This window comes from Dyella tabacisoli (assembly GCF_003350925.1).
GTDB classification, from domain to species: Bacteria; Pseudomonadota; Gammaproteobacteria; order Xanthomonadales; family Rhodanobacteraceae; genus Dyella_C; species Dyella_C tabacisoli.
In genome coordinates this window covers 26409-49493 of the sequence record NZ_KZ857177.1, presented here as the reverse complement: position 1 = coordinate 49493, position 23085 = coordinate 26409, and the positions used below count along the sequence as shown (strand labels likewise).

Genomic DNA, 23085 nt, shown 5'->3' with positions numbered 1-23085 from the left:
TCTGCTTCGCCCAGGGGGCCCTGAGCGATTCGGCGGTATTGCCAGCGAGGAATAGCCATGAAGCATTTCAAGTCACCGACTCGAAGAGGAAGCCCGGCATCTACGCATCTCACTCGCACCGGCGCAGCGGCGGCATTCGGCGCCGCTCTTTTCGCCATCACAGCCGCACATGCCGACCAGCCTGTTGCGCCATGCCACCCCAATCCGCAAGCGGCCCAGGATGTGGACACCGTTCGCGATCGCGGTGACATCCGCCACCTGCCGGATCGCCTGCAAGACGCTTTGGAGCGGCAGGCCGGCAGGCCGCATACCTATCTACCACTTCAGGTTTATGCGGAGGCGGCTAACCCCAGCCAGCTTTTTCAATACTACCTACTGAACACACACGGCTTCGAGGCTAATCCGTTCACTGCGACATTCCCCGGTATCAACGATACCGCGATGCTCACCGCCACCGGTTTTGACTGCAATCTAAGCACCATCGGAGCGGTTCGCATGGTGGTGGAACCGAAGCCCGGATTGCCGACCGACCCGACGAACGTCCGCGCGTTTATCGATGTTTTCACCGACATCTCCGGCTTGTTCGTCATCAACAACGAAAGTGGCTGGTACGAAGGCTGGATGATTCACGACCTCACGGTTCCCGATGTCGCCGCACCACGCACCGATGGCCATGCGCAATTCGGCACGCTGACGTCAGCGGATGCTCAGTTGCTGAAGTACATGGGCAGTGGCCACAACCTGCCGGGGAAAATCTTCACGATGGACGGCAAGGATGTGCATTTCCCCAGCGAACATGACCACTTTCCCGACATCCAGACCAACGTCGTGCCGATCCAGCTCAGCATGGGCGCCTACAACTGCCTCCAGCAGAGCGATTGCCATTCTTATTGGGAGTTCAACTACACCACCAACTGGATCCATCCACTGTACGAACTGCCTTTTACCGGTGGCATACCGGGTACGTTCGAGGCTGGAAAGCTGGGAGCGCTGTCGTCCATCATCCCTGGCCCTGGCCCCTCCGGTACGCCTAACGACGCCATTCATTACGGCGATAACCCGAACACCATGGGCGTGCTTCAGGCATCGGGCCCACGTGACCCCGACAAGTTCGACGCCGGCACCGATTCGCAACGCGAATTCCGCCAGCGCTTCATTCCCAGCGGACTGGCAAACGAAATCTACCTCGACACGTACGAGCGACTGGCTTCGTTCGAGCCGGGCGTAACCTTCCCACAGCGACTGTTCGATGCCTATGCCGCCGAAGTCAAGCGTGTCGACACCAACGGCGATGGCGTCATTTCCGCCGCCGAGGGTGATGTAGACACCGCAAGCGACGGGTTCCCGAACAACGAGCGGCTATTTATCCCGGCAACGCAATTCAACCGCTTTGCCGTCACCCGTGAAATCAACGACGGCCTGCTCGCCCCGCGCTTCGCCCCCAGCCAACGCGCCTGGGTGCTGCAAGGGTCACGCGTTCCAGTCCATCCCGCAGTAGAAGCCTCCGCCGGACGAGACGCCGACGATCGTTAGTCGCGGGAGCCTGGATCGCAAATCGAAGAACGAAAGTATCTGTAAGCAGAGGCGGCGCCCGCTTGAATGGGCGTCGCCTCTTTATATTTGTCGACCCATGTGATGGCCAATGATCTGCCGGGCCACCGGCGGTCTTGCGCCAAGCTTGCATGTGGGGCTAGATCTTCCGCGCTAATAAATTGTAAACTCGCCGGTATAGTCAGCTTTAAGCCCCAAGCCAGCCGCAGCTCCTGTCATCACGCGGTGTTAATACCGCGTGCCCTTAAGGTCGTGCGTTCACTTATTCTGCACGTGCCGGCAATAGCGACGAATGGCACAAGACACCATGGCGCCACACACTTAAAAAGTTGTGCCTTAATGTCTTGCGCACCAACGCTGTCAGCGCTTACCCACTTCGATCACATCTAAGAAATGGAGTCCCCATGAAGTCCTCGTCACTGCGCACACCCTTGTTGTGCTTTGGCCTGCTCGCCTTGACCGCCTGTGGCGGCAAGAAAGAGCAAGGTCCGCCGCAGATGCCGCCGCCGGAAGTGGGGGTCATTAAAGTTCAACCGCAGAACGCACCCTTGACTAAGGATCTGGTCGGCCGGTTGTCGCCGTTTCGTAGCGCCGACGTGCGCGCCCGCGTACCGGGCGTGCTGCTGAAGCGTGCTTACGCTGAAGGCACCGACGTCAAAAAAGGCCAGCTACTGTTCCAGATCGATCCAGCTCCGCTAAAAGCCTCCCTGAGCACCGCGGAAGGTCAGCTAGCACAGGCGCAAGCAACCTACGCTAATAACAAAGTCGCCGCACAACGTGCCCGCGATCTTGCGCCTAAAGGCTTCATCTCCAAAGCAGATCTGGACAATGCCCAGGCTGCCGAGCGCACTTCCGCAGCGGCAGTGCAATCGGCGCGGGCGTCGGTGGAATCGGCACGCATCAGCCTTGGCTACACCAGCGTCACCTCACCGATCGATGGCCGTGCCGGCCAGCAACAGGTCACCGAGGGCGCCTTGGTCGGCCAAGGTGATGCCACCTTGCTCACTACCGTCGATGAAATCGATTCGCTGTACGTGAACTTCACCCTCAGCGTAAGCGAGCTCGACCAGATGCGCCGCTCTCAGGCACAGGGCAATGTGACGCTGGCCGCACCGAACCAGGCCACCGTGCAAGTGATGTTGCCCGACGGCAGTAAATACGCTCAAGACGGCACGCTGGATTTCTCCGACACTTCGGTGAACCCCGCGACCGGCGCGGTGAATCTGCGCGCAAAGATCCCCAACGAGCAGCGCAGCCTGCTGCCGGGCATGTATGTCACCTTGAAAGCGAACCTGGGCGAACAGCGCGGCATCTTCACCATTCCGCAACCCGCGTTGCTGCGTGATACCGCCGGCTCCTACGTCATGGTGGTCGGCGCCGATGGCAAGGTCGTGCGCAAGAACGTCGTGACCGGCACCCAGCAAGGCGGCAACTGGATCGTCACCGGCGGCGTCAATGCCGGCGATCAAGTGGTGGTTTCGGGTGTGCAGAAAGTGAAGGATGGCGCGCCGGCAAAAGCATCGCCGTGGCAGCCAGAGCAGCCGGCCAGCGCTGGCCCGCACGCCGCACCCGGCGCTAACTCCGCCGGCAAGCAGTAAGGAAACCCGACCATGCCGAGTTTTTTCATTGACCGCCCCATTTTTGCGTGGGTGGTAGCGATCCTCATCACGCTATGCGGCACCATTGCGGTGCTGAGCATGGGCGTGGAGTCTTATCCATCCATCGCGCCGCCCCAGGTCGTCGTCAACGCGACCTATCCGGGCGCCAGTGCAGATACCACCGAGAAATCGGTCACTCAGGTGATCGAGCAGCAGCTCACCGGTATCGACCACCTGCTGTATTTCAGCTCGTCGTCCAGCTCCAGCGGTAACGCCAGCATCACGCTGACATTCGAAACCGGCACCAACGCGGATATCGCTCAGGTGCAGGTGCAGAACAAAGTGGCCCTGGCAACGCCGCGCTTGCCCACCGAGGTAACCCAGCAAGGCGTGGTGGTTGCCAAGAGCAACCCAGCGTTCTTGATGGTGGTATCGCTTAAAACCGACAACCCGAGTATCGATCGCAACCACCTCAGCGATATCGTCGCCTCGCAGGTGCTCGATCAGATTTCGCGCGTACCCGGCGTCGGCAGCACCCGCCAGTTCGGTTCCGAGTACTCCATGCGTGTATGGATGAACCCGGACAAGCTGCAGGGTTATAACTTGTCGGCCACCCAGGTCTTGGCGGCGGTGAAGGCACAGAACGTGCAGTTCGCTGCCGGCTCGCTCGGTGCCGACCCGGCGCCGGAGGGCCAGGGTTTCACCGCCACGGTTTCCGCCGAAGGGCGCTTTACCACGGTTAAAGAGTTCGAAGACATCATTCTGCGGGCAAACCCCGACGGCACTACGGTAAAGCTGGGTGATGTAGCACGGGTTTCGTTCGGCCCCAACGGCTACGGTTTTGACACCCAATGGGACGGCACCCCGATCGCCGCATTCGCCGTCTTGCTGCTGCCCGGCGCCAACGCGCTCGACGTGGCTACCGCCGTGCGCTCGAAGATGGACGAGCTCACCCCGAGCTTTCCGCAAGGCGTGAGCTGGTTCAGCCCCTACGACACGACGACCTTCGTGAAGATCTCGATCAATGAGGTGATCCACACCTTGATCGAAGCGATCATCCTCGTGTTCTTGGTGATGCTGATCTTCTTGCAGAACTTCCGCGCCACCATCATCCCCACCCTGGTGATCCCGGTAGCCCTGCTCGGCACGTTCCTCGGCATGTTGCCGCTCGGTTTCACCATCAACCAGCTAACCTTGTTCGGCATGGTGCTGGCGATCGGTATCGTGGTCGACGATGCGATCGTGGTGATCGAGAACGTCGAACGCATCATGACCGAGGAAGGTCTGCCGCCGAAGGAAGCAACCCGCAAAGCGATGGGGCAGATCACCGGTGCCATCGTGGCGATCACCGTGGTGCTGATTGCGGTTTTCGTACCATCGGCACTGCAGCCGGGTGCTTCGGGCGAGATCTACAAACAGTTCGCACTGACTATCGCCGTATCGATGGGCTTTTCCGCCTTCCTGGCGCTGTCGTTCACGCCGGCGTTGTGCGCGACCATCCTCAAGCCGACTCACGACGAAAAGAAAAACATCGTCTATCGCGGCTTCAACAACATTTTCACTCGCGTCACGCATACCTATAGCGGCCACATTGGCAGCGCGGTACGTCATGCGCCGCGATGGATGTTTGTGTTCGTACTGCTGGCCGTGCTTTGCGGATTCCTGTTCACCCGCCTGCCGGGCAGCTTCCTGCCCGAAGAAGACCAAGGCTATGCCTTGGGTATCGTGCAGTTGCCGGCGGGCGCCACCTTGCAACGCAATCAGCAAGTGATGTCGCAGATCCGCGAGATCCTGAAGAAAGACGATGCGGTCGAGGGTGTATTGCAAGTCTCGGGTTTCAGCTTCCTGGGCTCGGGCGAAAACGCCGGCATGGTGTTTATCAAGCTCAAGGATTGGAACGCACGTAGCGCGACGGCTTCGCAGTTCATCCAGCGTGCCTTCGGCGCCGTGCAGCAAGTCCGCGATGCTTCGGTGTTTATCGTCAACCTGCCGACGGTACAAGGCCTGGGCCAGTTCGGCGGCTTCGACATGTACCTGCAGGACCGCGCTGGCCTGGGCCGCGATGCGCTCAATCAGGCCCAAGGCAGCCTGCTCCAGCACGCCGCCGCCAATAGCGCCGTACTGCAAGGCGTGCGTCCCAATGCGTTGCAAGATTCGCCGCAACTGAACTTGACCGTGGACCGCGTGCAAGCGCAATCCATGGGCTTGTCGGTCAGCGATATCTACAACTCGATCAGCCTGATGCTGGCACCGGTTTACGTGAACGACTTCTTCTACGGCGGTCGTATCAAACGCGTGACGATGCAGGCCGATGCGCCTTATCGCATGGGCCCGGAGGCACTGAATCATTTCTATACGCCAAGCACGAAGACCAATAGCGACGGCACGCTGGCGATGATTCCGCTATCGAGCGTGGTGCACGGCAAATGGACCATGGCCTCGCCCGCACTGACCCGCTACAACGGTTATTCCGCGGTTGAAATCGTCGGTGGCCCGGCGCCGGGCCAAGCCTCCGGCCAAGCCATGACGGCGATGCAAAACATCGTCAGCAATGACTTGCCCAAGGGCTTCGGCATTGACTGGACCGGCATGTCCTACCAGGAAATCTTGTCGGGCAACTCGGCTACCTTGCTGATGGTGCTGTCGATCGTCATCGTGTTCCTGTGTCTGGCCGCGCTGTACGAGAGCTGGTCGATCCCGATCTCGGTACTGCTGGTGGTGCCGCTGGGTGTGCTTGGTGCGGTGGTATTCACCATGCTGCGTGGCTTGCCCAACGACATCTACTTCAAGATCGGCATGATTACCGTCATCGGTCTGGCGGCGAAGAACGCGATCTTGATCGTAGAGTTCGCGGTGGATCTGCAGAAGGCTGGCAAGACCCTGCGCGAGGCCGTGATCGAGGCGTCCAGGTTGCGACTGCGTCCGATCCTGATGACCTCGATGGCCTTCATCCTCGGCGTATCCCCGATGTTCTTCTCCTCCGGCGCCGGCGCGAATGCGCGTCATGCGATCGGCACCGGCGTGATCGGCGGCATGCTCTTCGCCACCTTCCTCGGCCTGTTGCTGATCCCGGTGTTCTACATCGTGGTGCGTCGCATGTTGGGCGACAAACTCGATGAGGTGTCGCACAAACTGCCGCAAGAACACAACGGCCACGGCATCGCTGCCGCAGCGCCTGGGATGCAGCCGTTCGATTCGGATCCGCGACGCGGCTCTTGATCGAATAAGGTGACGGCAAAGTCATCGCGAAACCAAAGCCCCGGCCAGCGTGCCGGGGCTTTTTTATCCTTAAACAAAAACGCCCGCCTTAAACAAAAACGCCCGGACGGTTTCCCATCCGGGCGTTTGCCTATCTAACGCTAACGCTTAGCGCAACCCGGTCTCGGCGCGCGCAATCACCAACCGCTGAATCTCGCTGGTGCCCTCGTAGATCTCGGTAATCTTGGCATCGCGGAAATAGCGCTCCAGCGGCATTTCCTTGGAATAGCCCATGCCGCCGTGAATCTGCACCGCCTGATGGCTGATCCACATGGCAGCTTCGGACGCGACCAGCTTGGCTACCGACGCCTCGGTGCCGAAACGGCCGCCATGCTTTTCGGTCTGGCCCTTGGTCCAGGCCGCACGCAAGGTCAGCAGCATCGCCGCATCGAGCTTGCATTTCATGTCGGCGATCTTGGCCTGGGTCATCTGGAAGGTGCCGATGGGATGGCCAAACGCCTTGCGATCGCGTGACCATTGCAAGGTAGCCTCATAGGCTGCACGAGCAATACCCACCGACTGCGAGGCGATACCGATACGGCCGGCGTCGAGCACACCCATGGCGATCGAGAAGCCTTTACCCTCTTCGCCCAGCAAGTCGGCCTTGGAGCAAATGTAGTCGGTGAACTCGATTTCGCAGGTCGCCGAAGCGCGGATGCCCAGCTTGGGTTCGATTTTGCCGGCATGGAACCCCGGCAGCGAGGTATCGATGATGAAAGCCGACACGCCCTTGGCGCCAATGCCCGGCGTGCTGATTGCAAACAGCACGATATAGCGCGCCACCGAGCCTGAGGTGATCCAGCTTTTCTTGCCGTTGATGACCCAATCGCCATCCGCGTTCTTGGTGGCGCGGGTATGCATGGCCGAAGCATCCGAGCCCGACTGCGGCTCGGTCAGCGCGTAGGCGCCGATGGCCTCGCCCTGCGCAATGGCGCGCACATATTTCTGCTTCTGCGCCTCGTTGCCGTGCTTGAGGATGCCGTTGCAGAACAGGGAGTTGTTCACCGACATGACGGTCGATGTGGCCGCGTCGGCCGCGGCGATCTCGATCATCGCCAAAACATAGGCAATCGGGTCCATACCCGCGCCGCCATAAGCCTCCGGCACCTCGATACCCATCAAGCCCAATTGGCCCATCTCGCGGATGTTGTCTAACGGAAACTCGCCCTTGGCATCCAGTTCAGCCGCCACCGGCGCAATGCGCTTTTGTGCAAAATCGCGGGCAATCGACTGGATCGAAAGCTGGTCTTCGGTAAAACGGAAATCCATGAACTACTCCAAAGCATGACTTAGCTAGCCATTTTAGCGGCTGAACGGGGGAAATCGAGAACAGCCGCCCTGCCCCCTGCCATTGCTCATGCAAAACCCCGCTATTGACTCCCCCCAGACACGCGCCTAGCCTTATGCATCTCTTTATCGCGATATAAGGATGTGCAATGGACCTGGCCACGGCCTCCAGTGTGTTGCGCCTGCTCGCGGACCCTACTCGGGTGCGCTTGCTGGCCCTACTTGAACACGAGGAGCTGACGGTGGCTGAGCTGGCTGCCGTGCTGCACCTGGCGCAACCGCGCGTGTCCACCCATCTGGCCAAGTTGAAGGACGCCGAGTTGGTGCGTGATCGCCGCGCCGGCGTATCGGCCTATTACCGCGCCAATAACGACGGCGACGATCACCAGCACGACTTGCTGCGATCGCTACGCGAAAGCATCGACGATGCCCTGCTGCGCGAAGACGCCGCGCGCCTTCCCAGCGTGCTGGCACAGCGCGCACGCGAACAAGGCTGGGCCGACACAGTGGCCGGCGACATGGAGCGCCACTATTCGCCCGGCCGCACTTGGGAAACCGTAGCCCGCGCCTTGCTGCAATTACTCGAAACCGGTGACGTACTGGACATCGCCTCCGGCGACGGCATCACCGCCGAGCTGCTGGCGCCGCACGCGCGCTCGATTGTCTGCGTAGATAGCAGCGAACGTGTTGTCGACGCCGCCGCCAAACGCCTCCAATCCTTCACTAACGTCGAAGTGCGCCAAGGCGATATGCATGCCCTGGATTTGGGCGAGCGTCGCTTTGACCTGGTACTGATGCTGCATGCATTGACCTATGCCGAGCACCCCGCGAAGGCGGTCGCCGAGGCCGCCCGGCTACTGCGCAGCGGTGGCCGTCTATTAGCCGTCACGCTGGGCAAGCATGACCATCGCGCCGTGGTCGAACCATTCGATCATCGCAATCTCGGCTTTTCCAGCGACGAACTCAGCGGTTACGCCAAGGCCGCCAAGCTGGACGTACTCAGTTGCACGCGCCTGAGCCGTGAGCGCAAAGCCCCCCATTTCGAAGTCATCAGCCTACTCGCCCGCAAATCGTGAGAACAAGTTCATGAGCACCCCATCCTCCCGCCCCCCTGCCTGGCTGCATCCCCAACGTGTCGCCCTGCTTGAAGCCGCGTTGCGCGAGCGCATCCTTATCATCGACGGCGGCATGGGCACCATGTTGCAAGGTCACCAATTGGACGAAGCCGGCTTTCGTGGCGAGCGCTTTGTACATGGTCACGACAGCGCCCATGAGCATGACCATCCCGGCCACTGCGATCTGAAAGGCAACAACGACCTGCTTACGTTGACCAAGCCGGAGATCATCCGCGGCGTGCACACGGCTTATCTCGAAGCCGGCGCCGACCTGGTCGAAACCAACACTTTCAACTCCACCCGCATCAGCCAAGCCGACTATCACCTGGAACATCTGGCCTACGAACTGAACCGGGAAGGCGCGCGTCTCGCACGCGCCGCCTGCGATGCCATCGAAGCGCAAACACCGCAGCAGCCTCGTTTCGTGATCGGCGTGCTCGGCCCCACCAGCCGTACCGCGTCGCTATCGCCGGATGTCAACGATCCGGGCTTTCGCAACGTCACCTTTGAAGAGCTCGCCGCCAACTACACCGAAGCCGCGCAAGGGCTGATCGACGGCGGCGCCGACGTCATTATGGTCGAGACGATTTTCGATACCCTCAACGCCAAGGCCGCACTGTTCGCGCTGAGCGAGTTGTTCCATCAAAGCGGCACACGGTTGCCGGTGATGATCTCCGGCACGATCACCGATCGCTCCGGCCGCACGCTGTCCGGCCAGACGGCAGAGGCGTTCTATTACTCGGTGCGCCATGCACGCCCGCTATCGGTTGGCCTGAACTGCGCGCTCGGTGCGGCGGATCTTCGCCCACACGTGCAAACCATGGCCGACATCGCCAACTGCTTCGTCAGCACCCATCCCAATGCCGGCTTGCCGAACGCGTTCGGCGAATACGACGAAACGCCCGAGCAGATGGCCAGCGTTATTGGCGGCTTCGCCCGCGATGGCTTGCTCAACATGGTTGGCGGCTGCTGCGGCACCACTCCCGCGCACATCAAGGCGATTGCCGAGGCCGTACGAAATTGCTCGCCCCGAGCGCTGCCTTCAGCGCTGGAAGCTGCGGCATGAGCGCACTGTTCTCGGCTAACCCTCTCCCCAGCCCTCCCCTGCATGCAGGAGAGGGCGCAAAAGCTAACGCGAAGTATTGTCTTACATGAATGTCATTCGCCATACCCGCCTCGCCGGTCTCGAGCCGCTGGTCATCACGCCTGACCTGCTGTTCGTCAACGTCGGCGAGCGCACCAATGTCACCGGCTCGGCACAGTTCAAAAAACTCATCAAAGAAAACCGCTACGAAGAAGCGGTCGAGGTCGCGCGCCAGCAGGTCGCCAATGGCGCGCAAATCATCGACATCAATATGGACGAAGGCTTGATCGACTCCGAGGCGGCCATGACCCGCTTCGTGAATCTGATCGCCGCCGAGCCCGACATCGCCCGCGTACCGGTGATGATCGACTCCTCCAAATGGAGCGTGATCGAAGCCGGCCTGCGCTGCCTGCAAGGCAAGGGCATCGTCAACTCGATCTCGATGAAAGAAGGCGAAGCGCTTTTCCTCGAACACGCGCGCAAAGTGCAGCAGTACGGCGCCGCCGTGGTCGTGATGGCCTTTGACGAACAAGGCCAGGCCGACACCTGCGAGCGCAAGGTCGAGATCTGCTCGCGCGCCTACAAGCTGCTGATCGACGAGTTGGACTTCTTGCCCGAAGACATCATCTTCGACCCCAACATTTTCGCCATCGCCACCGGCATTGAAGAACACAACAATTACGCCGTGGACTTCATCGAAGCCACCCGCGAGTTGAAGCAGCGCTTTCCGCATAGCCATATTTCCGGCGGCGTCTCCAACGTTTCGTTTTCGTTCCGTGGCAACAACACGGTGCGCGAAGCGATTCACTCCGTATTCCTGTACCACGCGATCCAGGCCGGCATGGATATGGGCATCGTCAACGCCGGCGCGTTGATGATTTACGACGATGTGCCCGAGGAGCTGCGCGAGCGCGTCGAAGATGTCGTATTGAACCGGCGCACCGACGCCACCGAGCGCCTGCTGGAAATCGCCGAGAGGTTCAACACCAAGAAAGGCGAAGTGGTCGTCGAAACTCTCGCCTGGCGCGAGAAATCCGTGCAGTCGCGACTCAGCCATGCACTCGTGCATGGTATCGACCAATACGTCAACGAAGACACCGAAGAGGCCCGCCAGCTATCTACGCGCCCGCTCGATGTCATCGAAGGCCCGCTGATGGACGGCATGAATGTGGTCGGCGATCTGTTTGGCGCCGGCAAGATGTTTCTGCCCCAGGTGGTGAAATCCGCCCGTGTGATGAAAAAAGCAGTGGCCTATCTGCTGCCCTTCATCGAAGAAGAAAAACTGCGCACCGGCGACGTCGGCAAAAACAACGGCGTCATCGTGATGGCGACGGTGAAAGGCGATGTGCACGACATCGGCAAAAACATTGTCGGCGTGGTGCTGCGCTGTAACAACTTCGAGGTCATCGACCTCGGCGTCATGGTGCCCGCGCAGAAAATTCTCGACACCGCACGCGAACACAACGCCGATATCATCGGCTTGTCCGGCCTTATCACGCCCTCACTGGAGGAAATGAGCCAGGTCGCGCGCGAAATGCAGCGGCAGGACTTCCATATCCCCTTACTGATCGGTGGCGCCACCACCTCACGCGCGCACACCGCGCTGAAGATCGAGCCGCATTACAAATCACCCACCGTATGGGTCAAAGACGCGTCGCGCGCGGTCGGCGTGGCGCAGTCGCTGGTCAGCAAAGAGCTGGTCGACAACTTCATGATAAAAATCCGCGCCGAGTATGCCGAAGTGCGCGAGCGCCATCGCAATCGCGGCCCAGGCAAGCAACTCGTATCGCTGGAAAAAGCCCGCTCGCAACGCTGGACCTGCGACTGGGCCGACTACACGCCACCGCAGCCGAAGCAGCCCGGCATTACGGTATTTGACGCCTACGACCTGGCCGAACTGCGTAGTTATATCGATTGGTCGCCGTTTTTCAACGCCTGGGAGCTGGCCGGCCATTATCCGGCGATCCTCAGCGACGTCGTCGTCGGCGCTCAAGCGCGCGAACTGTTCGCCGATGCACAGACCATGCTGGACAAAATCATCGCCGAACGTTGGCTCACCGCCCGCGCGGTCATCGGCCTATGGCCGGCGACGCAGACCGGCGACGACACCGAGGTGTACTCAGCCGATGGCGAAAAAATCGCCGTGCTGCATCACCTGCGCCAACAAGTCGACAAGCCGGTCGAACGCCCTGACTTCTGCCTGGCTGACTTCATCGCCCCCCGGCTTGCCGGTAAGCAAGACTGGATCGGTGGCTTCGCAGTCACCGCGGGTATCGGCATCGACGAGCATATCGCGCGCTTCGAAGCCGATCACGACGACTACTCATCGATCCTGCTCAAGGCATTGGCCGATCGCTTTGCCGAAGCCTTCGCCGAACGCATGCACGAGCGCGTACGCCGTGAATTCTGGGGTTATGCGCCCGACGAGGCGCTCGATACCGACGCCTTGATCGACGAAAAATACCAGGGCATCCGCCCCGCTCCCGGCTACCCGGCCTGCCCCGACCACACCGAGAAAACGACCCTGTTCCGGCTGCTCGATGCCACCGCAAACACCGGTATCGAGCTTACCGAGGGCTTCGCGATGTACCCCACCGCCGCGGTATCGGGCTGGTACTTCTCACACCCCGACAGCCAGTACTTCATCGTTGGCCGCCTCACCCGCGAACAAGTCGACGACTATGCCAAGCGCAAAGGCTGGAGTCGCGAGCAAGCCGAACGCTGGCTGGCGCCAAATCTGGACTACGACCCCGATTGAGTCCGCCCGTATTGAGTCTGCCGATGACCACATCTATCCCCGGATAGATGTGGTCATACCGCATCAAACCTCGCTTTCCACCAAGGTCCGCCGCCGCTTCACCTCGCGCATATGTACGACAAGGTTGTAGATCGAAACGAAAGCCGGGAAAAAGTTGGAGAGAATGCCCACCGAGTCGTTCTTGCCGACAATGAAATAAGCCAGCAGCAGCACGCTGCCGCACACCGACAGCCACCAGAACGACAACGGCATCACCACCCGTCCCAGCTTGCGCGTGTAGTAGAGCTGCACAAACCAGCGGCTGGTAAACATGATCGAACCGAGATAGCCCACAGCCTTCCAAGGCGTCAGTTCAAAGCGATGCAGGGCCTCCAGGATGTGATTGAGTTCGTGCTGAAGGAAATCCATGAGGTTGGCCATTGCTTGAGAGCCGGCGATTTTAGCAACCAGCCGGCGTTCCCGCTGGCATGGCCTGGAAACAAGGCCCAAACCAGGGCATTGACCTGCACCCAAGCATTACGTATAGTTGCGCGCTCTCGGCGGGCGGTTAGCTCAGCGGTAGAGCACTGCCTTCACACGGCAGGTGTCACAAGTTCGATCCTTGTACCGCCCACCACTAAGATTTACGAAAAAGCTGCTCTCACGAGCGGCTTTTTTCGTTGTGGCGCCCAGTGAGCGTGCGTGTAGCAGCGAACCTTCACACGGCAGGTCTCCCGACTGCGTGAGGCCCGTCTGACGCTACAGCTCCGTATGAACGCGCTCTTTCAGATAAGCGCGCAGACGCTCCAAAGCTTGTTTATGCAATTGCGAGATACGCCCCTTCGTTACCCCAAGCTGCGCGGCAATCTGAACAAAGGGTACGTGATGGTAGTAATGCAGCGTCACAATCATCTGCTGTCGCTCAGGTAACTGCTCAACACTTTCAACGACCTTTGCGCTCAATTGATCTTTTTCAAAATTTGCATACGCATCGGCCTGCTGTGCACCGGCGGGCACAGAATGAGCTTCGAGCAGAAAACCCAAGCCCAGCCCGACCGTCGTTGAGATAAAAGCATCCAAAGGATCGGCCGTCTCGTCGTCGCCCAACGATTCCCTACGGTCCTCGATAGCCACGGCGCGATCATGGCTGCGATTACCCTGAGCCAGGCTTTCCCGCAGAGTCCGCAACCCATTGAACACGGCTCCGCGCACACGATGACGCGCATAAAGTTCGAAATTCACACCGCGATCCGGCTGATAACGATCAATCGACTCAAGCAAGCCGATCAACGCGTTTTGCGAACAATCCTCCCATGCATCGCGCAATGAGTAGATGCGCATGTACACACTGCGTGCAACCAGCCGTGCCCATGGTGAATATCTTGCGACAAGCGCATCACGGGCGAGGGCGTCGTTTCCGACCCGCCATCGATACCATAGCAAGCGCTCAGCAGTATCCAAGGCGACGCCTATCTACTCAGCCGTGGTAACTGCTCAACAAGGCCTGGGCCAATAATGCCCATCCGTTGATCAGGAGAAATAAGAGGATCTTTAAAGGCAAACTGATCGTCGTCGGCGGCAACATAATCATGCCGAGTGCCATCAAGATCGCGGACACCACCAGATCTATCAGCAGAAAAGGCAAGAAAATCACAAAGCCAATCTGAAAGGCGGTCCGCAACTCGCTAAGCATGAAAGCAGGGATCAACTGCAGGGCCCCAACATCATCAATAGTCTTGGGCGGGGCCATCTTGGCCATACGAATAACCGCGAGCATGTCCTCCTCGCGTATTTGTCGGATCATGAATTGCTTGAATGGCTCGAACCCACGAGCGACCGCCACTCCAGCAGGAATCTCGTGTCTCACATAGGGATCCAAGCCGGTCTGTTTAGCCGCCTGAAACACCGGATTCATTGAAAACACCGTAAGAAACATCGCCAGCGTAAGCAACACGCTATTGGGCGGCGTTTGTTGCAAACCAAGCGCGCTTCGCAACAGCGAAAGCACGACGATGATGCGTGTGAATGACGTCAGCGCGATCACCAGCAACGGAATAAACGCCAATAGCGTCAGCAGCAGGAATGAGCGCAGAATCGGCGAATAGTCATCGGCCGAAGCTTTTGCAATCGCGTCTTGTATGGGATCGCAGCAGGCAGCTCCCGACAAGAACAATCCACTAAGAAAAAGTACCAGCAAGATAAAACAGCGGCGAGAACTCATAGTGCGGCATCCGTATGGCGTTCATCGCTATCTGGCATAACCACCCTCGCGGAAGAACCGCGAGTCGACTCCACGATAAGGTACTCGCGGCCGCGATAGCCCAAGACATGCACAGAAGTCGCGACACTTACACGTCGAGACGCATGGACCTGCAGTGCATGCCGATCCTGGGGGCGCTTGTCCAGACTCGCACCCGATAACCAACTACCGTTCCAACCGCGTCGCCGTGCATACCATGCCAGCGCGACAAAGAGCATCAACACGATCGCCGTCACCGACATCGCAACCACGATGCGCCCTCCGGACACAGGTGTCTCGGTGCGATACGGGATCGTGGCCTGCGCCGTAGAAGTACTGGCGGTGGGCGTTGTGGCGCCAGGCGTCATGTTCGAGGCATCCATATTCAGAGAATTTCGGAAATCTTCACGCCAAATTGATCGCCGACCGCCAAGAGATGCCCACGCGCCACCGGCTTTCCATCCAACTGCACGGTCACAGGGGCATCCATGTGAGCATCCAGCGCAATGGCGTCACCTTTGCTTAGCGAGAACAGTTTTTCGACGGTCAGTTCAGCGCCTCCTACAAGCACTTCCAAACGAACATTGACGTGACCAAGCAACGCCAGATTGCGCTTTATCAGCGGGTCGCCTCCAAGCGATTCATGACGGGCCTCTTCCAGCTCGATGGGTGCAACGACGACTTCATTCATGACTTATGTTGTTCCTGCAAAGTAATGCCATCGAGCACAACGGCACGTTGTGCTCCCAGGCGCTTCATATATCCAATGGCGACAGCGCCCTTACCGTTCACAATGACTTGGAGAGCCTCATCCAAGCCACGATCGCCAACCAATACCTCACCCACGCGAAGATCCGGCAAATGAGTCAGATTGACCTGGCCGAAATCCATCACGGCAGTGACGGATACGCGTGCCTGGCCCAGGGCATCCTGGCGTGAAACCAGACGCGTGTTGCCTGTATAAGTGGGCGGTGTCAGGCGATCTACTAACTGTCTATCGATAGCGAGCTCCATCGCCAAGCCCCCCAGCGTGAAGGTCACCAGATAAGCACCGAGATGGGGACTCGCCACGTAGGCAGGCAAGCGTTCTTGTTTCCATCGCTCGGCGCCCGCTCCCTCCGCACGTCGATACACCCTCTTTGCCAGGTCCTGCAAAGCGTCTTCGCCTATGCGTTGAGCCAGCGCTGCGTCCTCACCTCGAACGGTGCCGGCGAGATGGCAGCCGACGGCACTGACATCCATATGACGCCAATACAAGGCAAGTACACCGGCGTCCGCGTACGACACCCACGATATGGCTTTCTTCTCGGTCGCACTCCACCGATCACTTGAACGCACATCGACCTCAGCCGCTGCGTGCTGGATCCACCAGTCACTCGACCAATGCGATACCTCCGCGGCCAGCAGCGAACGCAATGCGGTTCGACGTGTTTCGCCAATCCATCCGAAACGGACATCACTCATGCTTTAGCCACCACGGGTCGAATCGTAAAGTTGTTGCAGCATTTCACTCGACACCGTCATGACTCGCGAACTGGCCTGATAACCGCGCTGAATCACGATCATCTGGGCAAGCTCTTGAGTGAGATCGACGTTCGACATTTCCAGGCTGCTGCCGGTGATCTTGCCCAGCGACAGCGTATTGGGGCGGCCGACCTGCGCGACCTGATTCTTCGGCTGCGCATAGAGATTGCCCTGGATCATCTGTAGCGAGGCTTCATCTTGAAACGATGCCAGAGCCAATTGAGGGCCAGCCTTCGTCTCGCCGTCGGAATAAGTCAACTGAAGAATGCCATTGGTATCGAACGCCTCAGAGGAAAGGCCCACCACGGCATGGCCATCCACCACCTTTGCGAGCAGATTTGAAGCTGTGCCGGAAAAACTCGTTGCACCACTCAAGCCGTTCGGCGTGCCAAGGTTGATAGCAATGGACTGTCTGCTACCGCCCCAGGCGCCGGTGACGGTAATGCTGTTGTAGCCCGCCTGTGGGGTGCCATCGGTATTGAAGCGAACCTCACCGCTACCTACCGTATTGCCGCCACTATCCGTCACGCTGACAAGCCAGCTTCCAGCAGTTGCCGCAACATTGCTTGTCAGTGCAAATTTAAGTTGGTGCGAAGCGCCTTGCGCATCGTAAACAGTGATGCCGCTGACGTTGCCCGATGGATCTAAAGGCGCGATGTTTCCGGTGATATTCACCGATGTCGTCGCCTGAGCGGGAAGCGCCCGATAGCTCGTGATATCGATAGCGCCGAGATTTCCCGATGGGTCGTAGCCTTGCACAAAAAACTTATTGACCGAGTCAACCAGCCGCCCTTGCGCGTTGAATTCAAACTGACCCGACCGTGTGTAGTAAGTATTCCCCTGCAAATCGGTCAAGATAAACAAACCATCGCCATTGATAGCAACATCCGTATTAGTACCGGTCTGTTGAATCTGGCCTTCACTCAAATTGTGGCCGGTACCGGCGACTTTCGCACCGTTGTCTCCAACGACGTTTTCCAGGAAAGATTCACTCCCTCGAAATCCCGGCGTATTCATGTTGCTGATGTTGTTACTTATCGTATTCAGGCTCTGAGAAAAACTGAAAAGACCAGAAACGCTGTTGTACAACGCCTGCATGATGTTAGGCATGGCCGTTCCTTTAAGGGGTTACGATCTGGATCTGAGCCAGGCTGACATTCGTAATCACGTTGTTGCCCGTTGTCGCGACCGTAAGCTGCACACCACTTTGGCTGTACTGGATAGCGGTAACCTTGCCCATCGTGGTTGAACCATCGGCATTGGCAATCTGGACCGTGTGCGAAAGCAGCCCCAGCGACTGACCGGAGGAGTCGAGCGTCAGAAGATTATTGATGCCGGTCACCTCCTCACTCTGCTGTTCAATACTGACGAACTGGGCAAGCTGCGTAAGAAACTGGCTGTTATCCAGTGGTTGCATCGGATCTTGAAACTGTAATTCGCTGACGAACAACTTGATAAAATCTTTCTCATTGATGCCCGAATTGGGCATGCCTGAAGCCAGAGTGGTGTTCAACGGGCTGCCAATAGCATTAACGGACATGACGTTCCTCGCTCAAAGATTGTTGCGTGAAGTCCAAGCTTCGCGCCCATTCAACATAATTTTCTGCAGCACCAGTCCTTGCGCTTTCGCCTCTTGCCGCAAGGCATTGACCATCTGCGACACTTCATCGCCCTCGGCCCGGTAGTCACGCAACCATGCCACCAGACCGCCTTCCCGCTGCCGTATGAAACGCAGGGAGCGCTCGGCCCAACTGATCGTGGTTCCAACCGGAGAAGCGACTGACGCTGCGCCGGCAAGTGACGCAAACTCAAATCGGTCCGGCGTCTCCAGCGCATCCGAGGCCATGGCGATCGCCTGCGATAACAGCGATCGCATATCGCTTGTTATTGCACTGCCATCAGGTGATGAGACTGTCGTGACGTCCACAGCAACACTGGCTTCACTTACCCCAGACGACATGGACACAAAGCTATTATCAGCGCTCGGCGCCGCGCCCAATTCCTTTACTGCGACCTCTGAAAGATAAGCACCCGCGCGCAAATGAACGCCAAACACTCGCGCCTCAAGCAGTGCTTCGATATTTCCGATCGGCTCGATTCCAATCTGCGTTGCATCGCGTGCAGACTTATCCGGCACGCCGTATGCGTCAGCCGACACTGATGGCTCTGGACGGCCGCCCGAAGATGCTGATTCAGACCCAGGAGGCATGTCACCCATCATGTGATGCTGGTGGGCGACGTCGTCATGCATAGGATGGGGGTGTTCCGACGGCTTTCCCTCTCTGGCCAGCTCTTGTGCAAAATCCTTCGCTGGCGTCCGGTTTTCGCCAAATCCGCGCGACATAGCCAACGAATTCAGGCTGCTGATATCCGTCATGCGACCACCTTGTTGCCGAGCCAGACTTCGATGCCGTCGTCGAGCTGTCTTGCCGATCGAGCCTGCTCAAGCACCCGCCGGGTTTCATCAGTACATGTACTCACGTGATCTCGATAGCGCTTGGCCATCAAGCTCTGATTCGCAGATGCTTCACGTGCCTTGGATAGTGAGATCAGTTCGTCCGAGGCAAGACGCCATTTCACGGCCAGAGCATCCTCAAGCACCGCAAGCGTGGCATACCTGCCCATGTTCACTGGAAGGTCGCGGCTCAGGCACGCCACGCTTGCCGCGGTAACGGCATCACGCGTGACTGTGACTTCATTCACCACGGCCTTCTGTTCGCGCTCATCCTTATGCGCCTTAGACAGCGCCATGGAAGCGCGCAGCTCTCGCACTCGGGCCATGCGCAACATGACTTCGTGGGATCGCAGCTTTCGATCCTTCATGCCCCCGCCCCCTTGAACGAAGCAATCTCATGAAGCAACTGAAAGCTCTCCGCCCTCGTCGATGAATCGGCGGGAGCCTGGCAAAGGCAGCCGACAATCCGCGGATAAAGCAGAATCGCCTCATCGAGCGCCGGATTAGCTCCAGCCTGATAAGCCCCCATATCGACCAGGTCACGGGAGGTTTCGTAGGTAGAAATAATGGCCTTGATCCGAGAAATGATTTGCAACTCGGCCTGACTGCATACCCGCGACATCAATCGGCTGACGCTGGCAAGCAGGTCAATAGCCGGCAATTGACCTCGCGTCGCCAGCTCGCGTGAAAGCACCACATGTCCGTCCAGAATCGCGCGCATATGGTCGGCAACGGGTTCATTCATATCGTCGCCCTCCACCAGAACGCTATAGATCGCCGTGATGGAACCGCCCTCTCGCACACGACCACCACGCTCAAGGATCTGCGGCAGAAGATTGAACACCGAAGGCGGATAACCGCGTGACGTCGGCGGCTCGCCGGCAGCGAGCCCTACCTCGCGTTGCGCCATGGCAAAGCGGGTAATGGAGTCAACTATCAAAAAAACGTCTTGACCAAGATCGCGAAAATACTCGGCCACCGCGTGTGCCGCGTGCACGGCGTGCGTTCGGACCAGCGCAGGTTGATCGGCTGTCGCCACCAGCATGATGGCTCGCTCGCGCCCTTCGGCGGTAAGTGCCTCACGCAGAAAATCGCCCACTTCGCGTCCACGCTCGCCGATCATGGCGACCACCACCACATCGGCGCGTACATGGCCGGCCATCATGCCGAGCAAGGTGCTCTTACCCACACCGCTGCCGGCAAATATGCCTACTCGCTGTCCCTTCGCCAGCGGCAGCATGCCGTCGATCGCGCGTACCCCAGTCTCAAGCACCTCACTCAATGGGGCTCGGCGCAGGGGGTTTATCGGTTCACGCAAGATATCGAGATGGGCTTCGACCTGAAACATCGGGCCTCCATCGAGAGGCTTGCCGAAAGCATCTAGCACGCGCCCGATCATGGCGGTTCCTACGGGCACCTGCAGCATGCTACCCAACGAACGGACTTTAGCCCCGACTGAAACACCGCGCAGATGTCCAAACGGCATCAGCAAAACATGCCCATCCCGAAAGCCAATAACCTCTGCACGAATTCGCTGCCCCGGTTCATCACCGTCGATCTCGCATAGCTCGCCGATGCTCGCATCCGGGCCATATGCCTCGATCACCAGCCCATTGAATCCAAGCAGGCTGCCCGACATGTGAACCAGAGGCTTATCTCCGAGCAGGTTCCGATAGCGATCGATGATGGCTACGGCATTCATCAGAGCTCAGCCTCCAAGGCTTCGAGCATCGCCTCGTAAATCGATTTCAGTCGTGAAGCAATAGAGCTTTCGACCTGACCTCGCTCAGTCATCAGGGCGCATTCGCCCGATGCCAGGCCAGGCCCGACGACGATGTCCATACCTTCGATCTGATCCGGCAACGCCGCACGATCCGATGCAGAAACACAAAGTCGGATAGCCTTCGCACGAAATTCTTCAACGAGCTGCTCACACAGACCCAAGAGCAGCGGCCGATCCACTCGCATCCGGCTGAACGTTCGCGCCAGACTTTCCAGCGCCACCTCGAAGGCCAGCTCTTTCACCATGTTGTCGTGATGCTGTTGTGCGCTTGTCAGCACATCGATCAACGCGGCAAGACGCCCCCGTTCGGTGCTTAGCTCTTGCTGCAGGGCATCGAATTGTTGCCGAGCGTCATTCTCCAGCGCTTGCAACCGCGTTTGCATATCGCGCTTGCCATCACTCTCCCCCGCTGCGAAACCTTTCGCGTATCCATCGCGATAAGCCTGTTGATCCACCGAGTCGGCGGCAGGAGCAGCCTCATCAAGCACTGGCGTCTGCTCGCCACCGGCAGTAATGCGACGGGGCGTCATCTCGTAGCGTGTATCGGCTTGCAGGCGTCGGATCATGGCGCCTTCACCATCGACACCTTACGCCCGGCATCGCTAAGGTAACGCGCCATCGCATCCGCAAGCGCGGCGGGAAATGTTGCCGGCAGGCCAGCCATTTCGCGGCGTATGCTTTCTGCTCGCTGCTTGGCACAGGTGGCCAGATAGATTTCCGCATGGTCAGCCGCAGCCGCCATTAGCAGGCGAGCGACCCATGTGCTGCCAAGGCCATCAAGCACTGCAATCAGCACGTCCGGTGTCGGCACCTCGACAGGGCTCGACGTCTCTTCGCTTGAAAGCGCCGACTTCAGCAGACTGATATCCATCGTTGCAAAGCGCTGGGCTTCTTTGAGCAGGGGGTTGAGCGCTGCCCGCCAGGCAGGCGGCATGCGGGCAAGCATCCAGCGCCGGTCTGCCGGATGCATAGAAGCCATGGCCAGGGCAGCCTTGCGCACTCCGATCGAGTTCACCGGTCTACCTCTGCCGCTTCAATCCATTGCCGTAGTCGCAACAGTTCCTGCTCGCGCTCCTGGGCGCTCAACCGACGCGCTGAACTTCGGGTACCCCGCAAGAGAGCAATCACCAACGTCAGCGCGAGTACTGCAAGTAATGGATACATCCACGGTGCAAAATTGCGGCTTAGGCTGGTGGTATCACTCTCAGCGTCAGTGACCGGGTCGTTAGTCGATGCCGGCAAGTGTGCCGCTGGCGCCTCAGCCGACGCGGCAGTCGTCACCGCATGTAGCGGCTTCACCGGTTCCGGCGGCGCAATCGCCGCAATGTCGACCTTGTCGCCGCGCGACGCATCCAGACCGAGGCCAGCGGAGATCACCTGGGAAAGTTTGCCAAGCTCGCTCTGTGGCAAGGTTGCCGGGATCACAATCCCCACCGAAACGCGCTCGATACGCCCCGGTGCCTGCACCACTTCTTCTTGCTCGCGGCCGTGGGCGTACTCGACTTCACGATCATTGCTGGTCGCCCCTGGCTTGCTATGTTCAGGGTCGGATTCATCGGCTACCCGGCCGGTCGCGCCGATCTTTTCGCGGACCAAAAGCCCGTTGCCGTCCTTACCTTGCGCAATCAGTTGCTCACGAACCTGCTTGACGTGGTCGTAGTTCAGACGTACATCCACCGAAACGGTGAAATCGTCGGTCATCAGCACACGATGCAGAAGCTCCCCAACGCGCGCGCGCATTTGGGTTTCCAGCTTGCCCTGCTCGTCCAGCCGATCGCCCATCGCGATACCGCTCTGCCCATCGGTCGTGTGGTTCGACAGCACCATGCCTTTGTCGTCAAGCACAACGACCGAATCGGACACCAACCCATCGACCGCCGACGCGACCAGGCGCTGAATGCCGACGACTTCACGCGCGCCCACATGCTTTTGCGGCCGCAAACTAAGCGTCACCGATGCCTTGGATGCCTCCTGCTCACGGGCGAATAAATCCGTGCGGCGTATCGTCAGATGCACGCGAGAAGAGGCGACCTCGTCCATGGAGGCAATCGTGCGCTCCAACTCTCCCTGCAAAGCGCGCTGAAAATTGACCTTCTGAGCGAACTCGGTGACGCCATAGTCGGAGTCCTTGAATAACTCAAAGCCAACGCTGCCACCCTTGGGCACCCCCTGCGAAACGAGCTTCATCCGTGTCTCATACACCTGGGCATCCGGCACCATGATGGCTTTGCCGCCTTCCTCCAGACGGTAGGGAATCTGCATCTGAGTCAACGACGCGGTAATTTCCGCTGCATCGGATTCACGCAGATCCCTGAAAAGCACGCCATAAGGTGGATGCATCGCCCACCAGGCAAAAGCCGCCGTGGCGCATGCAATCAAGAGCACACCGCCGGCGAACGCCATACGCGCGCGCTGAGACATCGATGAAAAAAACTGCCGCATACCTACTCCGGA

The 23085-nt window shown here is 59.1% G+C and carries 21 protein-coding genes and 1 tRNA gene; 7 read left to right on the top strand and 15 right to left on the bottom strand.

The window, feature by feature from the left end:
• Positions 1-57: 57 nt before the first annotated feature.
• The 3 genes from DVJ77_RS12095 (at position 58) to DVJ77_RS12085 (ending at position 6368) form a co-directional block, all read left to right on the top strand.
• Complete coding sequence (locus tag DVJ77_RS12095) at positions 58-1533, top strand: hypothetical protein (protein WP_225427971.1); 1476 nt, start codon at positions 58-60, stop codon at positions 1531-1533.
• A 422-nt stretch (positions 1534-1955) separates the two neighbouring features.
• Positions 1956-3149 (top strand): efflux RND transporter periplasmic adaptor subunit, encoded by a 1194-nt coding sequence (locus DVJ77_RS12090; RefSeq protein ID WP_114845785.1) that lies wholly within the window; start codon positions 1956-1958, stop codon positions 3147-3149.
• Positions 3150-3161: 12 nt separating this feature from the next.
• Positions 3162-6368 carry a multidrug efflux RND transporter permease subunit gene (locus DVJ77_RS12085; protein ID WP_114845784.1) on the top strand — a complete coding sequence of 1069 codons (3207 nt, stop codon included), beginning with the start codon at positions 3162-3164 and terminating at the stop codon, positions 6366-6368.
• A 147-nt stretch (positions 6369-6515) separates the two neighbouring features.
• Here the strand turns inward: DVJ77_RS12085 and DVJ77_RS12080 are convergent, their stop codons facing one another.
• Positions 6516-7676: an acyl-CoA dehydrogenase family protein gene (locus tag DVJ77_RS12080; RefSeq protein ID WP_114845783.1), complete on the bottom strand. Its 1161-nt coding sequence runs from the start codon at positions 7674-7676 to the stop codon at positions 6516-6518.
• A 167-nt stretch (positions 7677-7843) separates the two neighbouring features.
• Here DVJ77_RS12080 and DVJ77_RS12075 point away from each other — a divergent pair, with 167 nt between their 5' ends.
• The 3 genes from DVJ77_RS12075 to metH all read left to right on the top strand — a co-directional run bounded on the left by DVJ77_RS12075 (position 7844) and on the right by metH (position 12651).
• Entirely contained in the window at positions 7844-8770 is a 927-nt protein-coding gene (locus DVJ77_RS12075) for an ArsR/SmtB family transcription factor (protein ID WP_114845782.1), read from the top strand.
• Positions 8771-8780: 10 nt separating this feature from the next.
• Positions 8781-9875 (top strand): homocysteine S-methyltransferase family protein, encoded by a 1095-nt coding sequence (locus DVJ77_RS12070; RefSeq protein ID WP_114845781.1) that lies wholly within the window; start codon positions 8781-8783, stop codon positions 9873-9875.
• Positions 9876-9960: 85 nt separating this feature from the next.
• Positions 9961-12651 carry a methionine synthase gene (gene metH, locus DVJ77_RS12065; protein ID WP_114845780.1) on the top strand — a complete coding sequence of 897 codons (2691 nt, stop codon included), beginning with the start codon at positions 9961-9963 and terminating at the stop codon, positions 12649-12651.
• A gap of 63 nt (positions 12652-12714) precedes the next feature.
• Here metH and DVJ77_RS12060 read toward each other — a convergent pair whose 3' ends face one another.
• Positions 12715-13059, bottom strand: a complete 345-nt coding sequence (locus DVJ77_RS12060; protein WP_114846089.1) for a lipid-A-disaccharide synthase N-terminal domain-containing protein — start codon at positions 13057-13059, stop codon at positions 12715-12717.
• Between the two features lie 133 nt (positions 13060-13192).
• Between DVJ77_RS12060 and DVJ77_RS12055 the strand changes: the two genes are divergently transcribed.
• Positions 13193-13267 (top strand) — tRNA-Val (locus DVJ77_RS12055).
• A 122-nt stretch (positions 13268-13389) separates the two neighbouring features.
• Here DVJ77_RS12055 and DVJ77_RS12050 read toward each other — a convergent pair.
• The 13 genes from DVJ77_RS12050 to fliF are packed head-to-tail and all read right to left on the bottom strand — an operon-like array spanning position 13390 to position 23073.
• Positions 13390-14073, bottom strand: coding sequence for a sigma-70 family RNA polymerase sigma factor (locus DVJ77_RS12050; protein ID WP_225427997.1), 684 nt, complete (start codon positions 14071-14073; stop codon positions 13390-13392).
• A gap of 34 nt (positions 14074-14107) precedes the next feature.
• Positions 14108-14851, bottom strand: a complete 744-nt coding sequence (gene fliP / locus DVJ77_RS12045; protein WP_114845778.1) for a flagellar type III secretion system pore protein FliP — start codon at positions 14849-14851, stop codon at positions 14108-14110.
• Positions 14848-15237 (bottom strand): hypothetical protein, encoded by a 390-nt coding sequence (locus tag DVJ77_RS12040; RefSeq protein ID WP_162791470.1) that lies wholly within the window; start codon positions 15235-15237, stop codon positions 14848-14850. Before DVJ77_RS12040 ends, fliP begins: the two co-directional genes overlap by 4 nt.
• A 17-nt stretch (positions 15238-15254) precedes the next feature.
• Positions 15255-15560: a FliM/FliN family flagellar motor switch protein gene (locus DVJ77_RS12035; protein WP_114845776.1), complete on the bottom strand. Its 306-nt coding sequence runs from the start codon at positions 15558-15560 to the stop codon at positions 15255-15257.
• A complete protein-coding gene (locus tag DVJ77_RS12030; protein ID WP_114845775.1) occupies positions 15557-16333 on the bottom strand; it encodes a flagellar motor switch protein FliM in 777 nt (258 codons plus the stop codon). The genes DVJ77_RS12035 and DVJ77_RS12030 overlap by 4 nt, the downstream gene beginning before the upstream one ends.
• 3 nt (positions 16334-16336) lie before the next feature.
• Positions 16337-17503, bottom strand: coding sequence for a flagellar hook protein FlgE (locus DVJ77_RS12025; RefSeq protein WP_225427970.1), 1167 nt, complete (start codon positions 17501-17503; stop codon positions 16337-16339).
• Between the two features lie 10 nt (positions 17504-17513).
• Positions 17514-17933, bottom strand: a complete 420-nt coding sequence (locus DVJ77_RS12020; RefSeq protein ID WP_114845774.1) for a flagellar hook capping FlgD N-terminal domain-containing protein — start codon at positions 17931-17933, stop codon at positions 17514-17516.
• Between the two features lie 12 nt (positions 17934-17945).
• Entirely contained in the window at positions 17946-18770 is an 825-nt protein-coding gene (locus tag DVJ77_RS21115; RefSeq protein WP_162791469.1) for a hypothetical protein, read from the bottom strand.
• Positions 18767-19216, bottom strand: coding sequence for a hypothetical protein (locus tag DVJ77_RS12010; protein WP_114845772.1), 450 nt, complete (start codon positions 19214-19216; stop codon positions 18767-18769). Before DVJ77_RS12010 ends, DVJ77_RS21115 begins: the two co-directional genes overlap by 4 nt.
• Positions 19213-20550 (bottom strand): FliI/YscN family ATPase, encoded by a 1338-nt coding sequence (locus tag DVJ77_RS12005; protein ID WP_114845771.1) that lies wholly within the window; start codon positions 20548-20550, stop codon positions 19213-19215. The genes DVJ77_RS12010 and DVJ77_RS12005 overlap by 4 nt, the downstream gene beginning before the upstream one ends.
• Positions 20550-21197 (bottom strand): FliH/SctL family protein, encoded by a 648-nt coding sequence (locus DVJ77_RS12000; protein WP_114845770.1) that lies wholly within the window; start codon positions 21195-21197, stop codon positions 20550-20552. Before DVJ77_RS12000 ends, DVJ77_RS12005 begins: the two co-directional genes overlap by 1 nt.
• Positions 21194-21646, bottom strand: a complete 453-nt coding sequence (locus DVJ77_RS11995) for a hypothetical protein (RefSeq protein WP_114845769.1) — start codon at positions 21644-21646, stop codon at positions 21194-21196. Before DVJ77_RS11995 ends, DVJ77_RS12000 begins: the two co-directional genes overlap by 4 nt.
• Positions 21643-23073: a flagellar basal-body MS-ring/collar protein FliF gene (gene fliF / locus DVJ77_RS11990; RefSeq protein ID WP_114845768.1), complete on the bottom strand. Its 1431-nt coding sequence runs from the start codon at positions 23071-23073 to the stop codon at positions 21643-21645. The genes DVJ77_RS11995 and fliF overlap by 4 nt, the downstream gene beginning before the upstream one ends.
• Positions 23074-23085 lie beyond the last annotated feature (12 nt).